This window comes from Gemmobacter serpentinus (genome assembly GCF_008973825.1).
Classification (GTDB): domain Bacteria; phylum Pseudomonadota; class Alphaproteobacteria; order Rhodobacterales; family Rhodobacteraceae; genus Gemmobacter; species Gemmobacter serpentinus.
On the sequence record NZ_WCHR01000034.1, the window covers coordinates 86,786 to 106,839 of the forward strand.

Annotated in this window: 19 protein-coding genes; 7 read left to right on the forward strand and 12 right to left on the reverse strand. The window is 66.1% G+C overall.

Going from position 1 to position 20,054, the window contains the following annotated elements; all coding sequences use genetic code 11:
- Positions 1-14 precede the first annotated feature (14 nt).
- The gene (locus GBJ34_RS17290) at positions 15-653 is read right to left on the reverse strand and encodes a malonic semialdehyde reductase (RefSeq protein ID WP_151720442.1); all 639 of its coding nucleotides are present in this window, start codon (positions 651-653) and stop codon (positions 15-17) included.
- Between the two features lie 195 nt (positions 654-848).
- Here GBJ34_RS17290 and GBJ34_RS17295 point away from each other — a divergent pair, with 195 nt between their 5' ends.
- The gene (locus GBJ34_RS17295) at positions 849-1,064 is read left to right on the forward strand and encodes a hypothetical protein (RefSeq protein ID WP_151720443.1); all 216 of its coding nucleotides are present in this window, start codon (positions 849-851) and stop codon (positions 1,062-1,064) included.
- 74 nt (positions 1,065-1,138) lie between these two features.
- Here the strand turns inward: GBJ34_RS17295 and GBJ34_RS17300 are convergent, their stop codons facing one another.
- Together GBJ34_RS17300 and GBJ34_RS17305 are read right to left on the reverse strand one after the other, a co-directional pair.
- A complete protein-coding gene (locus GBJ34_RS17300) occupies positions 1,139-3,106 on the reverse strand; it encodes an enoyl-CoA hydratase-related protein (protein WP_151720444.1) in 1,968 nt (655 codons plus the stop codon).
- A gap of 135 nt (positions 3,107-3,241) precedes the next feature.
- A complete protein-coding gene (locus GBJ34_RS17305; RefSeq protein WP_151720445.1) occupies positions 3,242-3,445 on the reverse strand; it encodes a hypothetical protein in 204 nt (67 codons plus the stop codon).
- A gap of 184 nt (positions 3,446-3,629) precedes the next feature.
- Between GBJ34_RS17305 and GBJ34_RS17310 the strand changes: the two genes are divergently transcribed.
- Together GBJ34_RS17310 and GBJ34_RS17315 are read left to right on the forward strand one after the other, a co-directional pair.
- Complete coding sequence (locus GBJ34_RS17310; protein ID WP_151720446.1) at positions 3,630-4,499, forward strand: MBL fold metallo-hydrolase; 870 nt, start codon at positions 3,630-3,632, stop codon at positions 4,497-4,499.
- 132 nt (positions 4,500-4,631) lie between these two features.
- Positions 4,632-5,045, forward strand: coding sequence for a TIGR01244 family sulfur transferase (locus GBJ34_RS17315; RefSeq protein WP_151720447.1), 414 nt, complete (start codon positions 4,632-4,634; stop codon positions 5,043-5,045).
- Positions 5,046-5,089: 44 nt separating this feature from the next.
- Here GBJ34_RS17315 and GBJ34_RS17320 read toward each other — a convergent pair whose 3' ends face one another.
- The 4 genes from GBJ34_RS17320 to GBJ34_RS17335 form a co-directional block, all read right to left on the reverse strand.
- On the reverse strand, positions 5,090-6,082 hold the full coding sequence (locus GBJ34_RS17320) for a FliM/FliN family flagellar motor switch protein (protein ID WP_151720448.1): 993 nt from the start codon (positions 6,080-6,082) through the stop codon (positions 5,090-5,092).
- Positions 6,083-6,162: 80 nt separating this feature from the next.
- Positions 6,163-8,871, reverse strand: a complete 2,709-nt coding sequence (locus GBJ34_RS17325; protein ID WP_151720449.1) for an ATP-binding protein — start codon at positions 8,869-8,871, stop codon at positions 6,163-6,165.
- Positions 8,872-8,889: 18 nt separating this feature from the next.
- Positions 8,890-9,180, reverse strand: a complete 291-nt coding sequence (locus GBJ34_RS17330; RefSeq protein WP_151720450.1) for a hypothetical protein — start codon at positions 9,178-9,180, stop codon at positions 8,890-8,892.
- Positions 9,177-9,548, reverse strand: a complete 372-nt coding sequence (locus GBJ34_RS17335; RefSeq protein WP_151720451.1) for a response regulator — start codon at positions 9,546-9,548, stop codon at positions 9,177-9,179. The genes GBJ34_RS17330 and GBJ34_RS17335 overlap by 4 nt, the downstream gene beginning before the upstream one ends.
- Before the next feature lie 340 nt (positions 9,549-9,888).
- Between GBJ34_RS17335 and GBJ34_RS17340 the strand changes: the two genes are divergently transcribed.
- Positions 9,889-10,299 carry a hypothetical protein gene (locus GBJ34_RS17340; RefSeq protein ID WP_151720452.1) on the forward strand — a complete coding sequence of 137 codons (411 nt, stop codon included), beginning with the start codon at positions 9,889-9,891 and terminating at the stop codon, positions 10,297-10,299.
- Complete coding sequence (locus GBJ34_RS17345) at positions 10,296-10,715, forward strand: hypothetical protein (protein WP_151720453.1); 420 nt, start codon at positions 10,296-10,298, stop codon at positions 10,713-10,715. Before GBJ34_RS17340 ends, GBJ34_RS17345 begins: the two co-directional genes overlap by 4 nt.
- Before the next feature lie 130 nt (positions 10,716-10,845).
- On the opposite strand, the gene xseA is transcribed toward GBJ34_RS17345, so the two are convergent.
- Entirely contained in the window at positions 10,846-12,465 is a 1,620-nt protein-coding gene (gene xseA, locus GBJ34_RS17350) for an exodeoxyribonuclease VII large subunit (RefSeq protein WP_151720454.1), read from the reverse strand.
- Positions 12,466-12,781: 316 nt separating this feature from the next.
- Here xseA and purD point away from each other — a divergent pair, with 316 nt between their 5' ends.
- Positions 12,782-14,044, forward strand: a complete 1,263-nt coding sequence (gene purD, locus GBJ34_RS17355; RefSeq protein WP_151720455.1) for a phosphoribosylamine--glycine ligase — start codon at positions 12,782-12,784, stop codon at positions 14,042-14,044.
- Positions 14,045-14,159: 115 nt separating this feature from the next.
- Here the strand turns inward: purD and ptsP are convergent, their stop codons facing one another.
- From ptsP to GBJ34_RS17375, 4 genes are all read right to left on the reverse strand, one after another.
- Positions 14,160-16,403: a phosphoenolpyruvate--protein phosphotransferase gene (gene ptsP, locus GBJ34_RS17360; RefSeq protein ID WP_151720456.1), complete on the reverse strand. Its 2,244-nt coding sequence runs from the start codon at positions 16,401-16,403 to the stop codon at positions 14,160-14,162.
- 168 nt (positions 16,404-16,571) lie between these two features.
- Positions 16,572-17,321, reverse strand: coding sequence for a type I methionyl aminopeptidase (gene map / locus GBJ34_RS17365; RefSeq protein ID WP_151720457.1), 750 nt, complete (start codon positions 17,319-17,321; stop codon positions 16,572-16,574).
- Positions 17,322-17,548: 227 nt separating this feature from the next.
- Positions 17,549-18,808, reverse strand: coding sequence for an aspartate kinase (locus GBJ34_RS17370; protein ID WP_151720458.1), 1,260 nt, complete (start codon positions 18,806-18,808; stop codon positions 17,549-17,551).
- Between the two features lie 203 nt (positions 18,809-19,011).
- Positions 19,012-19,827: an EcsC family protein gene (locus tag GBJ34_RS17375; protein ID WP_151720459.1), complete on the reverse strand. Its 816-nt coding sequence runs from the start codon at positions 19,825-19,827 to the stop codon at positions 19,012-19,014.
- 30 nt (positions 19,828-19,857) lie between these two features.
- Between GBJ34_RS17375 and GBJ34_RS17380 the strand changes: the two genes are divergently transcribed.
- A partial coding sequence (locus tag GBJ34_RS17380; protein ID WP_192931271.1) for a hypothetical protein occupies positions 19,858-20,054 on the forward strand: 197 nt, incomplete at its 3' end.

A 20,054-nucleotide genomic window follows, 5' to 3' on the forward strand; every position in this document is an offset into this window, starting at 1 on the left:
AGGCCAGGATGGCGTCAGAGGATCTGCGCCATCTCCTGGGCTGCCAGCCGACCGGCGCGCGGGCGCACCTTTTCCGGGTCGCCATAGCCAAGGTTCACCAGCATCAGCGCCTCGCGCATCCCATCGGGTGCAAAGACCCGCGCCGCGCCGGCCTTGTCAAATCCGCCCATCGGCCCGCAATCCAGGCCAAGCGCCCGCGCCGCCAGAATGAAATAGCCCGCCTGCAAGGTCGCATTCATCCGCGCCCAGGCGCGCGCACCGTCCAGATTGTCGGCAAAGCCGCCGGTCGGATCTTTCATATGCGGGGCAAGGCGCGGATAATGCTGCCAAAATTGCGCATCAGCCCAAAGGATGGCCGTCGCGGGTGCGGCCAGCGTCTTGTCGCGATTGCCCGCCGCCAGCAGCGGCCCAAGCTGCGCCTTGGCCTCGGCCGAGCGGATGAAGCTCACGCGCAGGGGCTGCGAATTATTGGCGGTCGGTGCCATCTTCGCCAGATCAAGGATCTGCATCAGCAGTGCGTCAGACACCGGGCGGTCCAGAAAGCCGTTATGGGTATGGGCCGCGCGGAACATGAGGTCCAGCCCTGCATCCGGCATGACCGCCATGGCCGCCTTTGCCGCCGCAATTTCCGTCATCACTGCTTCATCCGCCATCGGCGCATCCCCTTCCCGTCTCGGTGGCCCGCCATTGCGGCTTGCCAGCACCCGCATCGTCAGTTAGGCCGTTCAGGCCGGGCGAAAGCCTGCACGAAAATCCGCCGAAGACAAGCGCGCGCAGAAGCGCAGGGCAAGCCCGAACCGCGCGGATTTAGATCAAGGGACAGGATCTTTCCAAAAAGGGGAATGCGCATGGACTGGCTGGTGGTGATCGGTGCCATTGTGTCGCTGGCAGGGATTGCCGGGCTGATCTGGTGCGTGCTGATGGCGCTGAATGCCCGCAAAAGCGCCCATGACGAAGACGAGATGCGGGTGCGCCTGCAACGCGTCGTGCTGTTGAACATGTCGGCGCTTGGCGTCTCGGCGCTTGGGTTGATGATCGTGGTCACCGGCATCGTGCTGAAGTGATCCGGCCCCGATCGCGATGATCGGGCACCGGCCATAGGCCCTTGCCGCAGGTCTTCTGGCGCGCCCCTGCCAGTTCACCCCAGCGACGCAAAGCGATCACCGCGCCCGGCCAGTTCTGCCAGCAGCGGCGCGATGCCCCAGATCTCGGGGGCCTCCGGCCCCCAGGCTTCCAGATCGCGGCGCAGGATCATCAATCCGCGCCGGTCGGCCCAGAACAGCGGCCCGCCCTGCCAGCGCGGAAAACCCTGCCCTGCAACCAGCGCGAAATCAATCTCGGCTGCTTCGGCAACCAGACCCTGCCCCAGCAGCCGCGCCGCCTCATTGGCCATCGCGCCCAACACGCGTGTCTCGATCCGGCGCGCGGTGGCAGGCCCCGGGCGCGCGGCGGGCTGTTTCGATGGCTCCGCAAGCTGTGGCACCAGGCCGGGCAGACCGAAATCGGCCAAGGTCAGCGCAAGATCCGCCGCGGCCTCGCCTTGCGCCAGCATATGCGCAACCGCCGCGCGCCCAGCAGCCATCACCCGGCCCGGCACGCCGCCGGGCATGGCAGAGCGCAACACGGCCAGGCCCAGAAGCCGCGCCAGGGCCTGCCCCTGCAAGACCTGCGCCGCCGCTGTGACCGGGGTCACCACCAGCTCCACCAGCCGGGCCCCCGCCGGACGGAAGCCCAGAATATCCGCGCCACGTCCCTGCGGCTGCACCCCGCCCCGCCCGATCATCGCAAGAAGCGTGCCCGGCAGCGTCGCCTCCATCGCCTCGGGCATCAGATCCACATCGGCGATCAGCACCGCCTGACATTCCGCAAGGCCCGCCGCCGACAGAGCCGTGCCAAGGCGCGCCCAATCCAGATCGCGCTGCGCTGCGGTCATCCGGCCTTCGGCAATCGCACGCTCCTGCATGGCGGCGACCTTTTCCAAGGCCTGCACCAGCTGCGGGCGTCGGGGATCGACCAAGGCCACCTCGCAGCCCGCCTGCAGCAAAGGCAGCGCAAGATCGGCGGCGGCGGCCCCCAGAATGCCCACCCGCCGCAAGTCGACAAGCTCCGGGCGCGGGCGCAGACGGGTTTCGGCAAAGCGTGTGGCGCGGCGCTCGGCGTGAAGCGCGTGCCGCAATCCCGCCGCCTCGGCCGAGGCCGCCATATCCTCGCAGGCCGCAGCCTCATAGCTCAGCCCCGCCGCGAAGGGCAGCAGATGCGCCGCCTCGATGCAATCGACGATGCGGGCCGGGGCGGGCAGGCGCGCGCCGCCGCGCCCCGTTTGCGTCTTCAGGCGGCTGCGGGCGCTGTTGACGGCCTTCTGAAAGGTCGCAGGGTCGCGCATCCCGTCGCGGCGTTCCGAGGTTGCAAGCCCGGGCACCTCGACCAACTGGCGCGCAAGGTCAATGGCCGCGACGTCAAGCCCATCTTCCACCACCCGGTCCAGAAGACCAAGCGCCAAGGCCTCGGCCGCAGCGACAGGCTGTCCGGTCAGTGCAAGCCGAAGGCTCTGTTCCGCCCCGATCAGGCGCGGCAGGCGCTGCGTCACCCCGGCTGCGGGCACCAGGCCAAGCGTCACTTCGGGCAGGCCAAACGTCGCCTCGGCCTGCGCCACGCGCCCCCGCGCCGCAAGCGCCAAGGCGATCCCCCCCGATGTCACGGCCCCATGCAGCGCCACCACCACAGGCTTTGGCGCAGCCTCGACCAGATCGCAAAGCACCGACAGATCGGCCGCATCAGCCATGTCAAAGGCGGCTAGATCGCTGCCGGGGAACCCTGCCCCATGCGCGGCAAGCACGATCCCGGCCACGCCCGCATCCGCAACGGCCTCGGTGATGGCTTGGGTCAGGGACTGACGCAGCGGGCGGTCCAGGGCATTGACCGGCGGCGCATCGACCCGGAGCACGGCAATCGCGCCGGCGTCATGGCGCATGACCAGCCCTGCGCCGGTCTGTGATGCGCTGGTCTGTGATGCGCCGGCAAGCCTTGCCTCGGTCAGTTCGGCCGCGGTCAGTCCTGCCTCGGTCAGTTCTGGCCCGTTCAGTTCTGGCCCGGTGTCGACACCCATTCTGCCACCCTCACTGTTTTCCACAATAAGAGCGTATTTGCAGCCGTTTGCAATCCCGCCAGGGTCTTGTGGCCCGGCATGGGCGGGAATTCGACCGGATCGGCCCGACGCCCGCGATGGACATCAAAGCTGGTCTCAGACTGGCATATTGTCGAAGCCCGCCTCGACCGCAGCCTCGACCTCGCGGCGGATGTGGTGACCGGGGCGGCGCGCGGGCGGTTTGGCCGCGTGCATCAAGGCAGCCGGCATCGCCTTGGCGGGCAGGATGCCCATCAAGGCCTGCATCTCGGCCAGAAGGGCGATCAGGGCGCGGTCGGTGGTCAAGGCGGGGGTTGGCATCTCTGTCTCCTGTCTTGGCGTTCGGCCAGTTCTGCAACAGATCGCGGTCGGTCACCTTGACGCAGGTCAAGAACGGCCCAAGCGGCTTTCGAAGCCTTGCGATCTGGCGGCACGACCCTGTATCGTGCAGACGAACACCGCGGGCGCCTTGCCCGACCGCAGCTCTGGCCAACCGGAGATCCCGATGCCCCTTTCGCCTGTCATCCAGCCATTTTTCGATCAGGCCACCAATACCCTGACCTATGTGGTGCGCGATCCCACCAGCCCGGCCTGCGCCGTGATCGACAGCGTGCTGGATTTCGACTATGCCTCCGGGCGGACAGATACGCGCTCGGCCGATGCGGTGATTGAATTCATCCAGACCGAAGGCCTTGATCTGCAATGGATTCTGGAAACCCATGTCCATGCCGATCACCTGTCCGCCGCGCCCTGGATCCAGGAAAGGCTGGGCGGACGGATCGGCATTGGCGACCGCATCACCCAGGTGCAGGAAACCTTCGGCAAGATCTTCAACGAGGGCACGCGCTTTCAGCGCGACGGCTCGCAATTCGATCAATTGTTCCGCGAAGGCGACAGCTTTCGCATCGGCGCGCTGGAGGGGCGGGTGCTGCACACGCCCGGCCACACCCCCGCCTGTCTGACCTATGTCATCGGCGATGCGGGCTTTGTCGGCGATACGCTGTTCATGCCCGATTTCGGCACGGCGCGCTGTGATTTCCCCGGCGGATCGGCGGCGGTGATGTATGACTCGGTGCAGAAAATCCTGAGTTTGCCGGACGAGACCCGGATCTTTGTCGGCCATGATTACAAGGCACCGGGGCGCGATGCCTATGCCTGGGAAACCACGGTAGGTGCCCAGAAGGCGTTGAACATCCATGTCGGATCCGGCCGCAGCCGTGCGGAGTTCATCGCGATGCGCGAGGCGCGCGATGCCACCCTTGCCATGCCGCGCCTCATCATTCCGTCGCTGCAGGTGAATATGCGGGCGGGCCAGATGCCAGAGCCCGATGACAATGGCGTGACCTATCTGAAAGTGCCGGTAAACGGCTTGTAAGGCGCGCCAAGGCGGCAAAGACGGTGGCGGATCGGGGGCTTTGGCCTTCCTTCCGGCGGTGCGGCTGGCTATGCTGGCCCCGATGTCCCCCGCCGCCGGCCTGCCCGGCGGCCCGCCTGAAGGTAGAATTGCATGGAAATCCGTGCCCTGACCCCGACCTATGCCGTTTCGCCGCAGATCGCCCTGGACGATCTGGCTGCCATCAAGGCGGCGGGCTATGTGACCTTGATCGACAACCGCCCCGATGCTGAGATCCCGCCGCATCTGCACACCGATCCGATGCGGGCCGCAGCAGAGGCCGCTGGCCTGCGCTTTATTGCCAATCCGGTGATCGGCGGCGCGATCACCGAGGCCAATGTCGCAGCACAGCGCGATGCCATTGCCGGCAGCGACGGCCCGGTCTTTGCCTATTGCGCCAGCGGCAATCGGTCTTCGGTGGTCTGGGCATTGGCCCATGCCGGCACCGCCCCGGCGGATGAGCTGATCGCGATCCCTGCCCGTTTCGGCTATGATCTGGAATGGCTGCGCCCGGCCTTGACGGCCTGAGCCCTTGAGCATCGCGCCATCGGGCGCGCCATCGGGAGAAAAGATCATCCGGTGGCCGCCAGATGCAGAACCGGCTTGCCCTCGGCCTGGACTGGCATGGGGGCGGCTGCGGGGGCTGCGCTCGCCTCCGCGCCAGGCGATGCTTCGGTGCCGATCTGGCTAAGGCGCACAGCGCGCATCCCGCGTGCCTGCCCCAGACGGCCCGTGGCACAGATCTGCCCATCCTGCCCCGCAAGGTCGATCCGGTCCAGCGCGGCCTGCGGCAGCGGCAGCAAATCCCCGGGCTTCATGTGCAAAATGGCCGCCAGTGGCAGGCTGACCCGCGTCAATACTGCCTGCACCACCGCCTCGGTCTCCAGCACCCTGGCCCGCAGCGCATCCGAAAAGCACGGCCCCTGCGCCGCCGGGATGCCGCCAGAATGCGAGGGCCTTTCCGGCCGCTGCGGCCGCCGGCCGCGCCCGGTGGCGGGCAGCGCCAGCATCAGCTGGCCTGGTTTCACGCCGTTGAAATCGATCTGCAGCAACAGCACGCGAAACACTGTATCCTCCAGCAAAAGGCCAAGCGCGCGCGCCTCGTCCAGATGGCTGGCATAGCGGAAACCATCGGTCCAGATCAGGTCATCATCGGACAGCAGTTCCGCTTCCAGCCCCGATAACAGGCCATCGATCCAATCGGCGACCATGGCCGCATCGGTGCGGGTGGGGCGGCGCAACAACAGCGGCTGCGCGCTGACGCGGCCCAGGGTCTGCGCCTCGATCAATCCGGCAAGCAGATCGGGCGACAGGACCATGACGCCGCCCGCCTCTGCCGGGCCATCCAGCACCGCGATCAGCGCGCGTTCAGGCACCTGGTCCAACACCTCGCCCAGTGAATAGCGCAGGCTGCGCAACGAAAGGCAGCGGATCGCCTGCCCGAACAGATCCTGCGTCAGCCGCGCCAGAACCAGCGGCAAGGCCCGCTCCGCCCCGCTTTGGGACGCCGCCGCCTGCATCTGCGCCGCAGCCGTCAATCTTTGCCTGATGAGCCCCTGTTTCAATCCGCTCTCCACCAGCCGAGGGACGCCCGGGCTTCTGCCCGGCCTGGCATCCAGATTGGTGGCGAAGGGTTTACAAAGGGTTACGCCCCATCCGCGAAGGGATGTTTTTCCAGCCGCAAGGGCAGCGTCACACGAAACGCCGCGCCACCTTGCGCGGGCAGATAGGCGATGGCACCACCGAGATTGGCCATGATCTCGCGGCAGATCGCCAGGCCAAGCCCCGCCCCGCCCGCGCGGTTCTGATCGGTCAGGCGGGTAAACTTCTCAAAGACAATATGTTGTTTTTCCTTGGCAATTCCCGATCCATTGTCGATGAAATCGACAATCACCCGCGCGCCGCGCTGCTTGACATTGATGCGCAGTTCCGGCCGCAGGGCATCGCAATATTTGCGGCTGTTGGAGATCAGGTTGATGAAGACCTGCGCCAGCCGGTCGGGATCGGTGCGCAAAAACAGCGCCTCGGAGGGCAGGTCGCGCCAGACCACGAAGATGCGGTCGGGCCGGATCTGGCCTGCGGCGCGCAACCCCTTGTCGATCAGCTCGTTCAGGCTGGCAAGGCGCAGGTCCAGCTGAACGGTGCCGTTTTCCAGCACGCTCAGATCCAGCAGATCATCCAGCAACCGGGTCAGCCGGATCGCCTCATCATGGATGATGCGGGCCTGCGCCGCCGCCATCTCAGGCGGCACATCGCCCTCCATCAATATCTCAGAGAATGCCCGGATCGAGGTCATGGGCGTGCGCAGCTCATGGCTGATCTGGCTGAGGAAGGCATCTTTCTGGATCGATAATTGCATCAGCTTTTCATTGGCTTCGCGCAATTGCCGCGCCGTGCGCTCCATCTCGGCACGCTGGCTTTCAAGCGTGCTGGAATATTCCATGATCTGCGCGGTCTCATCGGCCACGCGGATCAGGTCGGCCACGGTGACCCGGCTGCGCCCGGCCAATTCGGCGATCATCGCGTGCGCCGCAGCGGCCCCGACCGAGCCCGCCAGCTTGCGCTCCAGCTCCTCCAGAAAATCGGGGGTGGGGTCGGGCAGATAGCCTGCCTTGCCCTGCCCCTGCGCCGAGGTTTCAAAGAAACCAAGTGCCGCCTCGTCGCCCAGGATGCGTTGCGCGAGGATCAGCAGTTCCTCGGTTTCCACCTGTTCCAGATCGCGGCTTTCCCAGGCGCGGGGGCCGGCGCGTTCGGTGTCGAAGACATTGACAAAGGCCAGGCCTTGCGCGCGTTCCACCGGCGCGGGAAAAGTGAACAGCGAAACCAGCGTGAAGGCGGCGGTGTTGAGCGTCAAGCTCCAGAAGATCGAATGGATCAGCGGATCAAAGCGGCTGACGCCAAACAGCGCCTGTGGCCGCAGCCATGACAGGCCAAAGGGCCCATGGCTGAACAGATCGGCCGGCAGCACACCGCCTGAGGCGAAGCTGGGCAGGAACAATGTATAGGCCCAGACGGCGGTGCCAAGGCACAGCCCTGCCGCAGCCCCCAGCCGGGTTGCACCGCGCCAGAAGATCGCGCCCAGCATCGGCGGCAGCATCTGCGCCACGCCGACAAAGGAAATCAGGCCGATAGCCGCAAGGGCCTCTGACCCGCCTGACAGCGTGAAGTAAAGATAGCCAAGGCCCAGAACCCCCGCGATGGAAAAGCGCCGCGCGTTCAGCACAAGGCGGCGCACATCCCCCGTCACCTCACGCGTGGGCCTGAGGCTGAGCCAGAGCGGCATCACCACATGGTTAGAAACCATGGTGGCCAGCGCGATGGAAGCCACGATGACCATCGATGTGGCCGAGGAGAACCCGCCAAGAAAGGCCAGCATGGCAAGCCCGCCCTGGCCCTGGCTCAATGGCACGGTCAGGACGTAAAGATCCGGGTTCGCGCTTTCGGGCAGGATCTGCATCCCGATCACCGCAATCGGCACCACAAAGACGCTCATCGCCGCCAGATAAAGCGGGAAGGCCCAGCTGGCGGTGGCCAGATTGCGCTCGTCGCCGCATTCCACCACGATGACCTGAAACATGCGCGGCAAGGTGATGACCGCGGCCGCCGACAGCGCGATCACCCCGGCCCAGCGGGACGGCACCAGATCCCATTCCGCGATGCGCGAGGCATTGATGCGCGCGGCCACATCGCCGGGGCCGTCCGCCACGAACCAGATCACGAAGACGCCGACCGCAATCAGCGCCACCAGCTTCACCACCGCCTCGACTGCGATGGCGATGACGACGCCGGTATGCTGTTCATTGGCATCCAGATTGCGGGTGCCGAACAGGATGGTGAAAAGCGCAAGCCCCCCCGCCACCCAAAGCGCCGTCGCATTGGTATCGGGCAGCGTCCAGCCAAAGCTGCCCGCCTCGGCAAAGACCGCGAAACTGAGCGTCACCGATTGCAGTTGCAGCGCAATATAGGGGGTGGCAGCCGCCACGCTGATCAGCGTGACGATGACGCCCAGAAGGCTCGATTTGCCATAACGGCTTGAAATCATGTCGGCGATGGAGGTCACGCGCTGCTGGCGCCCGATCCGCACCAGCTTGCGCAGGATCCACCACCAGCCGACAAAGACCAGCGTCGGACCAAGATAGATGGTCAGAAATTCCAGCCCCGACCGTGCGGCGTAACCGACCGCGCCGTAAAACGTCCAGGCGGTGCAATAGATCGACAGCGACAGGGTATAGACCAGCGGCGATCCAAGCCAGCGCCGCCCGCCGCGCCGCGCCCGGCGGTCGGCCAGAAAGGCCACCAGAAACAGGAAGGCCACATAGGTCAGGCAGACCGGGACCAGCAGGTTGATCGGCATCAGGCGGCCCCCCGCATGTCAGGGCTGCTCCGGCGGGGGGGCATCCTCGCGCCCGGCGGGGGCCTCGGCCTCTTCGCCGGTGCCAAGACCGCGCGACAGGATGGCGGCAAGACCGATCAGCGCGATCCAGATCGCAAAGAGATAGATCCAGTCGCGGGCGGTATCGTTCGGCATCCCCTCGGTCGGGGTCCAGAAGATCGGCAGCAGGAACAGGAAGGCCCCCGCCAGCGGCAGCAGCCTTGCGCCATCGCGCAACCGCCGCAGCCGGTAAGAACGCCGCGCCAGAAAGACCGGCGCCTGGCGTTTCACGCCTCCCCCGCAAGGGCGCGGGCGGCGGCCACGAATTCGGCGTTGGAGAAGGGTTTTGCCATGAAGAAATCGGCACCCGCACGCTCGGCCGCCTCGCGATCCCGTCCCTGCCCGCGCGCGGTCAGCATCATCACCGGCAGATCGGCGGTGGCGGGGTCAGCGCGCAGCGAGACAAGGATCTCCAGGCCCGACCTGCCGGGCAGCATGGTGTCCAGGATCAAAAGATCGGGGCGCGCATCGCGCAACGCCGCCTCGGCCGTCAAGCCGTCCGCAAGCGCCGTCACCTGCCAGCCATCACGGGTCAGCAGAAAGCGGATCGCTTCGGTGATATTGGGCTCATCCTCGATCAACATGGCATGGCGTGCCAAGGGCGCTCCTCCGATCGCTTTGCGGCCCTTGCCCGCCCGGTGGCATGGCAAAAGCTGCGGCCTTGTCCGGGGACTATCGGCGGTTTGCCGCCGCATGTCAAAAGCCGATGCGCAGAAAATGGGCAGCGCCTGTCGCAGCCATGGCGCAGGTCGCGCTCGCGTTGCCCTGTCGGGAACGCATGTTACCGGCCTCGCCCACCTGCGCGGCAGATCGCCCGTCATCCGGCAGAGGGGCGCGGCGCATCTGGCCAAGCCCTGCGGCCTCTGGCACTCTGCCGAACGGCAGGTCCGTGGTGTCGCCCGGTTCTGCATCCGATTGATTTGCATGAAGTGATCCCCGATGCGTTCCAGCCTGTTCTTCGCCGCAGCCCTGCTTTGCCTTGGCGCGAGTGCCACCGTCGCCCAAAGCGGCCCGCCGCTCAGCGCCGATGAATTTGACGCCTATGCCACCGGCAAGACGCTGACCTATGCCGAAAGCGGCCAGATCTTCGGCACAGAGCAATACCTGACCAATCGTCGTGTCCGCTGGGCCTTTACCGATGATGTCTGCAAGATCGGCCACTGGTATCCGCAGGATGACCTGATCTGCTTCGTCTATGAGGATGAGCGCAATCCGCAATGCTGGGAATTCTGGCGCGAAGGCAATGGCTTGCGGGCGCGTTTCAATGGCGATCCGGCGGGCACGGAACTCAGCGAGGTGCAGCAGACCTCGGCACCAATGCCCTGCTACGGCCCGGATGTGGGGGCATGACGATGCGCGCGCTCACGGTTCTTGCAGCCCTGATCTTGCCCGCGATCCTCGCCACGGGCGTGCAGGCCGATGAGGCCGCGCCGCTGTCGGGCGACGCATTTGATGCGCTGACCCGCGGCACGGTGATGGATCACTATTACGAACATGGCGGGCTCTATGGGGCCGAGGAATATCTGCCGGGCCGTCGGGTGATCTGGCGCGACGGCGAGGGCTGTATGCGCGGCCACTGGACCGAGACCAGCCCCGGCCTGCTGTGTTTCCGCTATGATGGCACCAGCGCGACCTGGTGCTGGAATTATGTGCCGCGCGCCGATGGCGGCCTTGATGCGCTGCTAGACGGTGAAGTCGGCGAGAATCCGATCACACTGCGCCGCGGGCATGGTCCGCTCAGCTGTGACGACGCCCCGAACGCTTAGGAGATTTGGCCGGGCGGGCGGTGCAGGATCGAAAGATTGGCGGTGACGACCAGATCTTCACAATGGACGCCCTGGGCAAACGAAGCTCCGGCAACATGAAACACCGGGAGACGAAGCGCCGGACAATGCCTCAGAACAGCGAGCCCTGCCCGCCGCCCTCACCGCCTTCTTCGCGGCGGGCCGGACGGCGCGCGGTGGACTTGGCAGGGGCCTGCGCCGCGATGGTTGCCGCGCCCACCTCGCCATCAGGACGCACCGACAGGCGACCGTCGCGGAACTGGATCTCCAGCAGCGGGGCAGCTGCAGCCATCGCGGCCTCGGTCACCACCTGACCGCCGGCGCGGACCACCGCATAACCGCGCGCGATGGTCTGCTCATAGCCAAGGGTCTGATGCATCCGCGCCTGTGCCTCCAGCCGCTCGCCCAGACGGGCGATCATCCGGGCCTGCGCGGCCTCAAGCCGGGTTGCGACCTGCGCAAGCGCGGCGCGATTGCGCGCCAGATCGGCATCGGCCCCCGAAAGCAGCCGCGTCAGCGCCGGATTCAGCCGCGCGGCCAGGCCCGCCAGCTGATCGCGCCGCCGCTCCGCCCGCCGGGCCGCAGCCGCCTCCAGCCGCCCCGCCAGCCCCTCAACCCGCAAACCCGCCCGTCCGGTCAGCGCCAGAAGCGCGCCCGGCTGCAACCGCCCCGCCCGCGCCTCAAATGCGCTGCGCTTGCGCGCCACCGCCAGACCAAGCGCGCCGCCCAGCCGTTGCAATGCAGTGTCAAACCGCTGCTGCGGCACCGCAATCAGCGCCTCCGGGCGCGGCAGGGCGCGGCCCAGATCGCGCAGCCGTTGGCCGCGCCGCTCGCCCGCCTGGGCCATGGCACGATTCAGCCGGGCGCTGTGGCTGTCCAGCGTGGCCAACAGCTCGCCCCGCACCGGCACCGCCATCTCGGCGGCGGCGGTCGGTGTCGGCGCGCGGCGGTCGGCAGCAAAATCGATCAGGGTTGTGTCAGTCTCGTGCCCCACCGCCGAAATCAGCGGGATCTGACTGGCCGCCGCCGCCCGCACCACGATTTCCTCATTGAAGCCCCACAGGTCTTCCAGACTGCCGCCGCCACGCGCCACGATCAGCAGATCCGGGCGCGGGATTGCCCCGCCCGGCGCGATCGCATTGAAGCCCCGGATTGCTGCCGAGACCTGGGCCGCACAGTCCTGCCCCTGCACCGCCACCGGCCAGATCAGCACATGGCGCGGAAAGCGGTCGCGCAGCCGATGCAGGATGTCGCGGATCACCGCGCCCGAGGGCGAGGTGACAACGCCGATCACGCCCGGCAGATAGGGGATCGGCTGCTTCCTCGCCGGATCGAACAACCCCTCGGCCTGCAGCGCCGCGCGGCGCTTTTCCAGCATCGCCATCAGCGCGCCCGCCCCCGCAGGTGCCACGTCATCGACGATCAGCTGATATTTCGACTGGCCCGGAAAGGTGGTCAGGCGGCCGGTTGCGATGACCTCCATCCCTTCCTCGGGGCGCACCTGCATTCGCGCCACCTGTCCCTTCCAGGAGACGGCAGCGATGACGCTGCGGTCATCCTTCAGATCGAAATAGAGATGCCCCGAGGATGGGCGGCTGACCCGCCCCACTTCGCCGCGCACCCGCACCAGGCCAAACTCGCCCTCGATCACGCGTTTGACCGCGCCGGACAGTTCCGACACGGTGAATTCTGGCTGATTGCCCTGCGGGCCTGGGTCTTCGAACAAATCCATGCCTCTACATGCCAAAGCGCCCGGCGCAGCGCAACCAGGTCAGGCGGCCCGTTCCTATGGCAAGCGTTGCCCGGGGGGCTGTCTGCCCCCCACGGAGCCTATCGGCTCCTCCCCCCGAGGATATTTCAGAACAGATGAATGCGGAAAGAACGTCGCTCATTCATCTGTTCTCAAATATCCTCAGGGGGTGAGGCCCGTCAGGGCCGAGGGGGCGCGAGCGCCCCCCGATCCCGCCGACCACAGGCGCAAACGCCTTGCGCTGCTGGCCCCATCCCCCTAAGAGGCGGGCATCACCGGCAGAGGGAGCAGCGCGCGCATGAATATCCTCATCCTTGGCAGCGGCGGGCGCGAACATGCCCTGGCCTGGGCGGTCAAGCAGAACCCGAAATGCGACCGTCTGATCGTGGCCCCCGGCAATGCCGGGATCGCGGCAATCGCGGAATGCGCCAGCCTCGACATCCTGAACCCCGCCCTTGTGGTGCGGTTCTGCGAGGAAAACACGATTGATTTCGTGATCGTCGGCCCCGAGGCACCGCTGGCCGCCGGGGTCGCGGATGCGACCCGCGCCGCGGGGATCCTGACCTTCGGGCCAAGTGCGGCGGCCGCACAGCTCGAGGCGTCCAAAGGTTTCACCAAGGCAATCTGTGATGCCTGCAATGCGCCGACGGCGGGCTATGCACGGTTTTCCGAGGCCGAGGCCGCGAAGGATTATATCCGCGCCACCGGCGCGCCGCTGGTGGTGAAGGCGGATGGGCTGGCCGCGGGCAAGGGCGTCATCATGGGCATGACGGAAGCCGAGGCACTGGCCGGCATTGACGAGATCTTTGGCGGTGCCTTTGGTTCCGCCGGGGCCGAGGTGGTGATCGAGGAATTCATGGAGGGCGAAGAGGCCAGCTTCTTCATCCTGTCGGATGGGGAAACCGCCCTGCCCATCGGCACCGCGCAGGACCACAAGCGCGTGGGTGATGGCGATACCGGCCCCAATACCGGCGGCATGGGGGCCTATTCCCCCGCCCCGGTCTTGACCGATGCCATCGCGCAGGCGGCGCTGGACGAGATCGTGCTGCCGACCATCCGCGAGATGGCCCGGCGCGGCACGCCCTATGAGGGTGTGCTTTATGCGGGGCTGATGATCAAGGATGGCCGCGCGCGCCTCGTTGAATATAACTGCCGCTTTGGCGACCCGGAATGTCAGGTTCTGATGATGCGGCTGGGCGCGCAGGCACTGGATCTGTTGCAGGCCTGCGCCGAGAAACGTCTGGGCGAGGTCAAGGCCGCCTGGGCCGAGGATCACGCGGTGACCGTGGTGATGGCGGCGCAGGGCTATCCCGGTGCCTATGCCAAGGGCAGCGTGATCCGGGGCCTGGACGGTCTGCCCGAAGACAGCCGCAACATGGTGTTCCATGCCGGCACCGCCGCCCAAGATGGCGCGATCATCGCGACCGGCGGGCGGGTGCTGAACGTCACCGCCCGCGGCGACACGCTGGCCGAGGCCCAGGCCCGTGCCTATGCCATGGTCGATCAGATCGACTGGCCCGAGGGCTTTTGCCGCCGCGATATCGGCTGGCGCGCGCTGTAAGGAACATGGTGCCGAGCTAAGGCAAAAAAAGGGGCCGCGAGGCCCCTTTTTCATCTCCGGTCCGGTTTCGTTTACGGCCCGTTTTCAGGTTGGGCCTGCAACCCGGCCCGCACCGTCATTCTGCCTGCGTGGCCAGCCATCCCATCAGCATCGGGCGCACGCTTTCCACACCCTGGGCCATGGCTTCGAACACCACCTCGCGCGCCTCGTTCAGATCGACCTGTCGCAGCAGCGCCTTCACCGGCCCGATGGAGGCAGGCCGCATCGATAGCGCGCCGATGCCAAGGGTGGCAAAGGTCAGCGCCTCGACCGGGCGACCGGCATCCTCGCCGCAGAAGGACAGCGCCGTGCCACTGTCGCGGCAGCGATCCGCGATCAGCCGCAAAAAGCGCAGGAACGAGGTGTTCAGCGTGTCATAGCGCCGCCGCACGCGCTCATTCTCGCGATCCGCTGCAAAGAAGAACTGCTTCAGATCATTGCCGCCGATCGACACGAAATCGGCCATATCGAAGAACAGCTTGGGCGCATAGGCCAGGCTTGGCGTTTCCAGCATGGCCCCGATCTTCAGATCCTGCGGCACCGGACGGCCAAGCGCCGCCTCACGGTCGCGCTGACGCAGCACCATGTCGCGGGCCGCGACAAACTCGCCCAATTCGGTGATGAAGGGGAACATCACCTGCAAGTCCCGGCCATTGGCCGCCCGCATCAGCGCCTGCGCCTGCATCTGCAACACACCCGGCTTGTCGAGACCCACCCGGATCGCGCGCCAGCCCATGGCGGGGTTCGGCTCGTCCTGCGGCTTCATATAGGGCAGCACCTTGTCGGAACCGATATCAAGGGTGCGGAAGGCAACCGGACGCCCCTTGGCCGCATCCATCACCCTTGCGTAGAGCTTGGCCAGCTCATCGCGTTTGGGCATCTGGTTGCGGATCAGGAATTGCAGCTCGGTGCGGAACAGCCCGACCCCTTCGGCACCCGAGCTTTCGATGGAAGGCAAATCGGCCATCAGGCCTGCATTCATGTTCAGCCGCGTGACCGTGCCGCATTTCGATTGCGCCGGCAGGTTGCGCAAGGACGCATAGCGTTCCTGCGCCTTGGCCTGCATCGCCATCTTGTCGCGGAAGGACCGCACCACCATCTCGTCCGGCCGCAGATGCGCCACGCCCTGATCCCCATCGACCAGCAGGTAATCGCCGTTCAGCGCCTCGGAGATGATGCCCTCGGCATGAATGACCAGCGGGATTGCCAGCGCCCGCGCCACAATCGCCGCATGTGACCCGACCGAACCTTCCTGCAGCACCACGCCGCGCAGCCGCTTGCCATATTCCAGCAGTTCCGCCGGGCCGATATTGCGGGCGACAAGGATCGGATCATCGGGCATCTGTGCCCCGGTATCCTGCCCCTGCCCGGTCAGGATGCGCAACAGGCGGTTCGACAGGTCATCCAGATCATGCAGACGCTCGCGCAGATAGGCGTCTTCAACCTGGCTGAGACGTGCGCGGGCGGCGGATTGTTCTTTCTCCACCGCCGCCTCGGCCGACAGGCCGCGTGCGATGTCTTCCTCCATCCGCTTCAGCCAGCCCCGGCTGTTGGCGAACATCCGATAGGCTTCCAGCACCTGCCGCTGATCTTTGTCGAGCGATTCCGCCACCAGCAGATCATCGATGGAGACGCGCAATTGCCCGACTGCATCGCGAATGCGCTCGATCTCGGTCAGAGGATCATCGGCGACCGGGTTGGTTACCACCACGCGCGGCTCGTGCAGCCAGACATGGCCCTCGGCAGTGCCTTCCTGCGCCACACCGCCCCGGAACATGCGCGGCTGCTTGTGCAGGGCACCCGGGCTTTCGCCCTCGCCCAAGAATGCGCCCAATTCGGTCATCTCGGCCAGAACCATGGCCACGACTTCCAAGGCATAGACATCGTCTTCAAGGAAAAGCCGCTTGGTCTTGGATTGCACGACCAGCACGCCCAGCCGTTCACCAACCCGCTGGATCGGCACGCCAAGAAACGAGGAATAAATCTCCTCGCCCGTTTCCGGCATGTAGCGAAAGCCCTTTTCGGAGGGCGCATCGGCCGTGTTGATCGGCGCGGCAGAGCGCGCCACGCGCCCCACCAGCCCCTCGCCCACCTTCATGCGGGTCTGGTGCACGGCCTCTTTCTTCAGGCCTTCGGTGGCGCAAAGTTCCAGCGTATCGGGATCGCGGAACAGATAGATCGAACAGACCTCTGTATGCATCGAATCGGCGATGAGATGGGTGATACGGTCCAATCGGTCCTGTCCCTTGCCGGGAAGGGCCAGACTGTCGCGCAAACGACGAAGCAGTTTGCGGCTGTCACTCTCGCTGCGTTCGGCCATGATCCTCGATCGCGTTCCTTTCTATGGGCTTATCCGCCTTAAATCACATGCTTGCAGAAAACGGAACGGGCTGCACTGGGAAAGATGCGGCGGCGCGCAGAGCCTTGCCAAAGCCCCCGACGGGCACAGCGTTTGCCTGCTGTTTCAGCATTTCGCAGGGGTTGTGCCTCAGCCCGGCAGGGTCACGATCAGCGGGCCACGCTCGGTCGCGACCACGGTATGCTCATATTGCACCACCGCCGCAGGCGGCGCGCTGTAAAGCGTCCAGCCGTCATCGCCTTCGGTCGCCCATTGGCCACCCGTGGACAGAAACGGCTCCACCGTCAGCACCAACCCCTTGTGGATGCGACGACGCTCGCCGCGCGCGGGCCAGGTCGGGATTTCCTCGGGATATTCGTGCAGGGCGCGGCCCACCCCATGGCTCGCCAGATTGCGGATCAGCGTATAGCCATGTTCCTTGGCAAATTGCCCGATGGCCTTGCCGATATCGGCCAGCGGCGCGCTATCGCGGACCTGATCGATGCCGATCTGCATCGCGCGCCGCCCGTCCCGGCACAGCCGGTCTTGCGACGGGCGCGTGGGTGCCACCCGCCATGTGGCGCCGGTATCGGCGAAATAGCCGTCCTTAGAGGCCGAGACATCAATATTCACCAGATCCCCCGGCGCGATCACCCGATCGCCGGGGATGCCATGGGCGATTTCCTCGTTCACGCTGATGCAGGTCGCGCCGGGAAAGTCATAGGTCGCCTCGGGGGCGGAGACCGCGCCCTCCTGCTCCAGCAAGCGGCGGCCGATCTCGTCCAGTTCGCGCGTGGTCATGCCCGGCTCCAGCGCGCGGGCCATGCCATGCATCGTATTGGCCACAATGCGCCCGATGGCCTGAAGCCCCGCCAGTTCCTCTTCCTGCGTGATGGTCATGGCGGGCCCCTGCCGTGGTTGATCCCCGCCTATATCGGGCAACCCCCGCCACAGGACAAGGCTTTGGGGCAAGGCTCAGGGACACGGCTTTCGCCCGCGCATGAAAAAGCCCCGATGCCGCAGCACCGGGGCCAATTCCAACCGTCTGGTCTTTGCTCTGCCCCGATCTCAGGCCCAAATCGCAGCCCGTATTCGGGCCGGAATCAGCCCGAGCCTCGGACCCGTATTCAGGCCTTGTCGAGATCGAAGGCGTCGTGCAGCGCCTGGACGGCAAGTTCCATATATTTGCGGTCGATCAGCACCGAGATCTTGATCTCGGAGGTCGAGATCACCTTGATGTTCACGCCCTCATTGGCCAGCGCCTTGAACATGGTGGCGGCGACGCCCGCATGGCTGCGCATACCGATGCCCACAACCGAGACCTTGGCCACATCGGTATCGATGATCAGCTCGTCATACTTGATCTCGCCCTTGGCCATGGCATCTTCCATGGCTTTCTTGGCGCGCTCCACCTGATTGATCGGGCAAGAGAAGGTCATGTCGGTGACGGCACCCGGATGGGCCTCGTCATAGTCCTTCTCGCTGATGTTCTGGACGATCATGTCCACGTTCACGCCCGCTTCGGCCAGCGGCCCGAAGATGGCCTGCGCCACGCCGGGGCGATCCTCGATGGTGAAGAGGGTGATCTTCGCTTCATCGCGCGAGAAGGCGACGCCCGAGACGACTTTCGATTCCATGATTTCCTCCTCGTCGCAGACCAGGGTTCCAGAGTTCTCGTCGGTGTCTTCAAAGGAAGACAGCACCCGCAGCCGCACCTTGTAGCGCATGGCGAGTTCGACGGAACGGGTTTGCAGCACTTTTGCGCCCAGGGATGCCAGTTCCAGCATTTCCTCGAAGGCGATCTTGTCCAGCTTGCGCGCCTTGTCCGACACGCGCGGATCGGTGGTATAGACCCCGTCCACATCGGTATAGATGTCGCAGCGTTCGGCCCCAAAGGCCGCCGCAAAGGCCACGGCGGTGGTGTCAGACCCACCCCGACCCAGGGTGGTGATCCGGCCCTCGGGGCTGACGCCCTGGAAGCCTGCGACCACCGCAACCTTGAAGCCTTCCTTGAACTTCGCCTCGATATTGTCTGGCGGGATCGACACGAAGCGCGCGGCCGAATGGGCGGCGGTCGTGTTGATCGGCACTTGCCAGCCCTGCCAGCTGCGGGCGGGCACGCCCATCTCTTGCAGGCGCAGCGCCATGAGACCGGCGGTCACATTCTCGCCGCTGGCCACCACAGCGTCATATTCGCGCGCGTCGTAAAGTTTCGAAGTGCCTTCGACCCAGCCGACCAGCTCATTGGTCTTGCCGGACATGGCGCTGACGATGACGATCACGTCATAGCCGCGCTCGACCTCTTTTTGCACCTTCTTGGCGGCGTTTTCGATCCGCTCAAGATTGGCGACGGAGGTGCCGCCGAATTTCATCACCAGAAGTGGCATTGGCGCCCCCCAGTCAGCCAGTCAAACCGCGTGCTTCCTAGCGAGAGCCGGGGGGGGATGCAAGCGCGCTTTCATATGGATTTCACAACCAACCCGCCGCCCATTCAGAAGCGGAAAGCCTGGCTGCAAAAGGCGTGCCGAAAATTACGGGGCAGCATATGTGACCCTGCGGCAGCCATGGGGATACACGCGAGGGTCGCGGGTCAGCCGGACCCCAGCAGCGGCTTCACGCTGGCGGCTTCGGAAAAGCGGGCGACGACGCGTTCGGCACCGTGCTCCTGCCCCAGCCGCAACAGGCGAAAGCGGATGCGCGCCAGCTCGCGGTAGTGACGCAGGAAGGCTGCGTTCAGCGCAGCCCCCGACAGCGCGCCAAGCACCGGCACCGCCTGCGCCGCCAGTTTCTGCCCCATGGTGGCCGCGATCTTGGGGGCAAGCGTCGCCACCAGCTTGTTCAGCGCGGTCCCCGTCACCGTGATACGCGCCCCGATAAAGGCCGTGTTCACCCCATCATCGCCGCCCAAGGGCGTGCCAGAGGCAAAACAGCGCAGGATTTCGGCCTTGATGGCCGGATCATCGGGATCAAAGCCCTCGGCCTCGGCGACAGCGCGGATGGTGCCAAGGATCAGCGTGATCGTCACCGGCAGTTCGGCAACCGAGGTCAGCAAGCCCCCCGCCCCGCCGGCCGCCCCCGAAATTGCGGCGGCAATCGGCGCGGCAGCCGGCCCCATATCGGGCGCGTGTCGCCCCAGGGCCGCGACCCCAAGCGCGCGTTCCAGCGTGGCAAGCGTCAGCCCGTCCACCTGTTTGCGGATGCCATCGGGCAGAAGGCCCATCTGCGCCTCGACCGTGCCGCCCAGCTTTTGCAGGATCGACATCAGCGGACCATTGGCCTTGCGGGCGCGCTTGGCCAATTGCGCAATCTCGTATTCGGGGAAGGGTCCGCCCGCCACAGCAGGCAACGGCGCACCGGGATCGGTCGCCGTATCGGTCAGATCGGAGGCAGAGGGATCATCGCTCATAGCTGAAAAGGTAGGGGGGCGAAGGCTGCCTTGCAACGGGCACCGCGGTCACAGCGACGGAATATTATCGCGCGCTCGAACGGCCCGGATCCGGTCTCGGTCTCGGTCTCGGTCTCGGTCTCGGTCTCGGTCTCGGGCTCGGGCTCGGGCTCGGGCTCGGGCTCGGGCTCGGGCTCGGGCTCGGGCTCGGGCTCGGGCTCGGGCTCGGGCTCGGGCTCGGGCTCGGG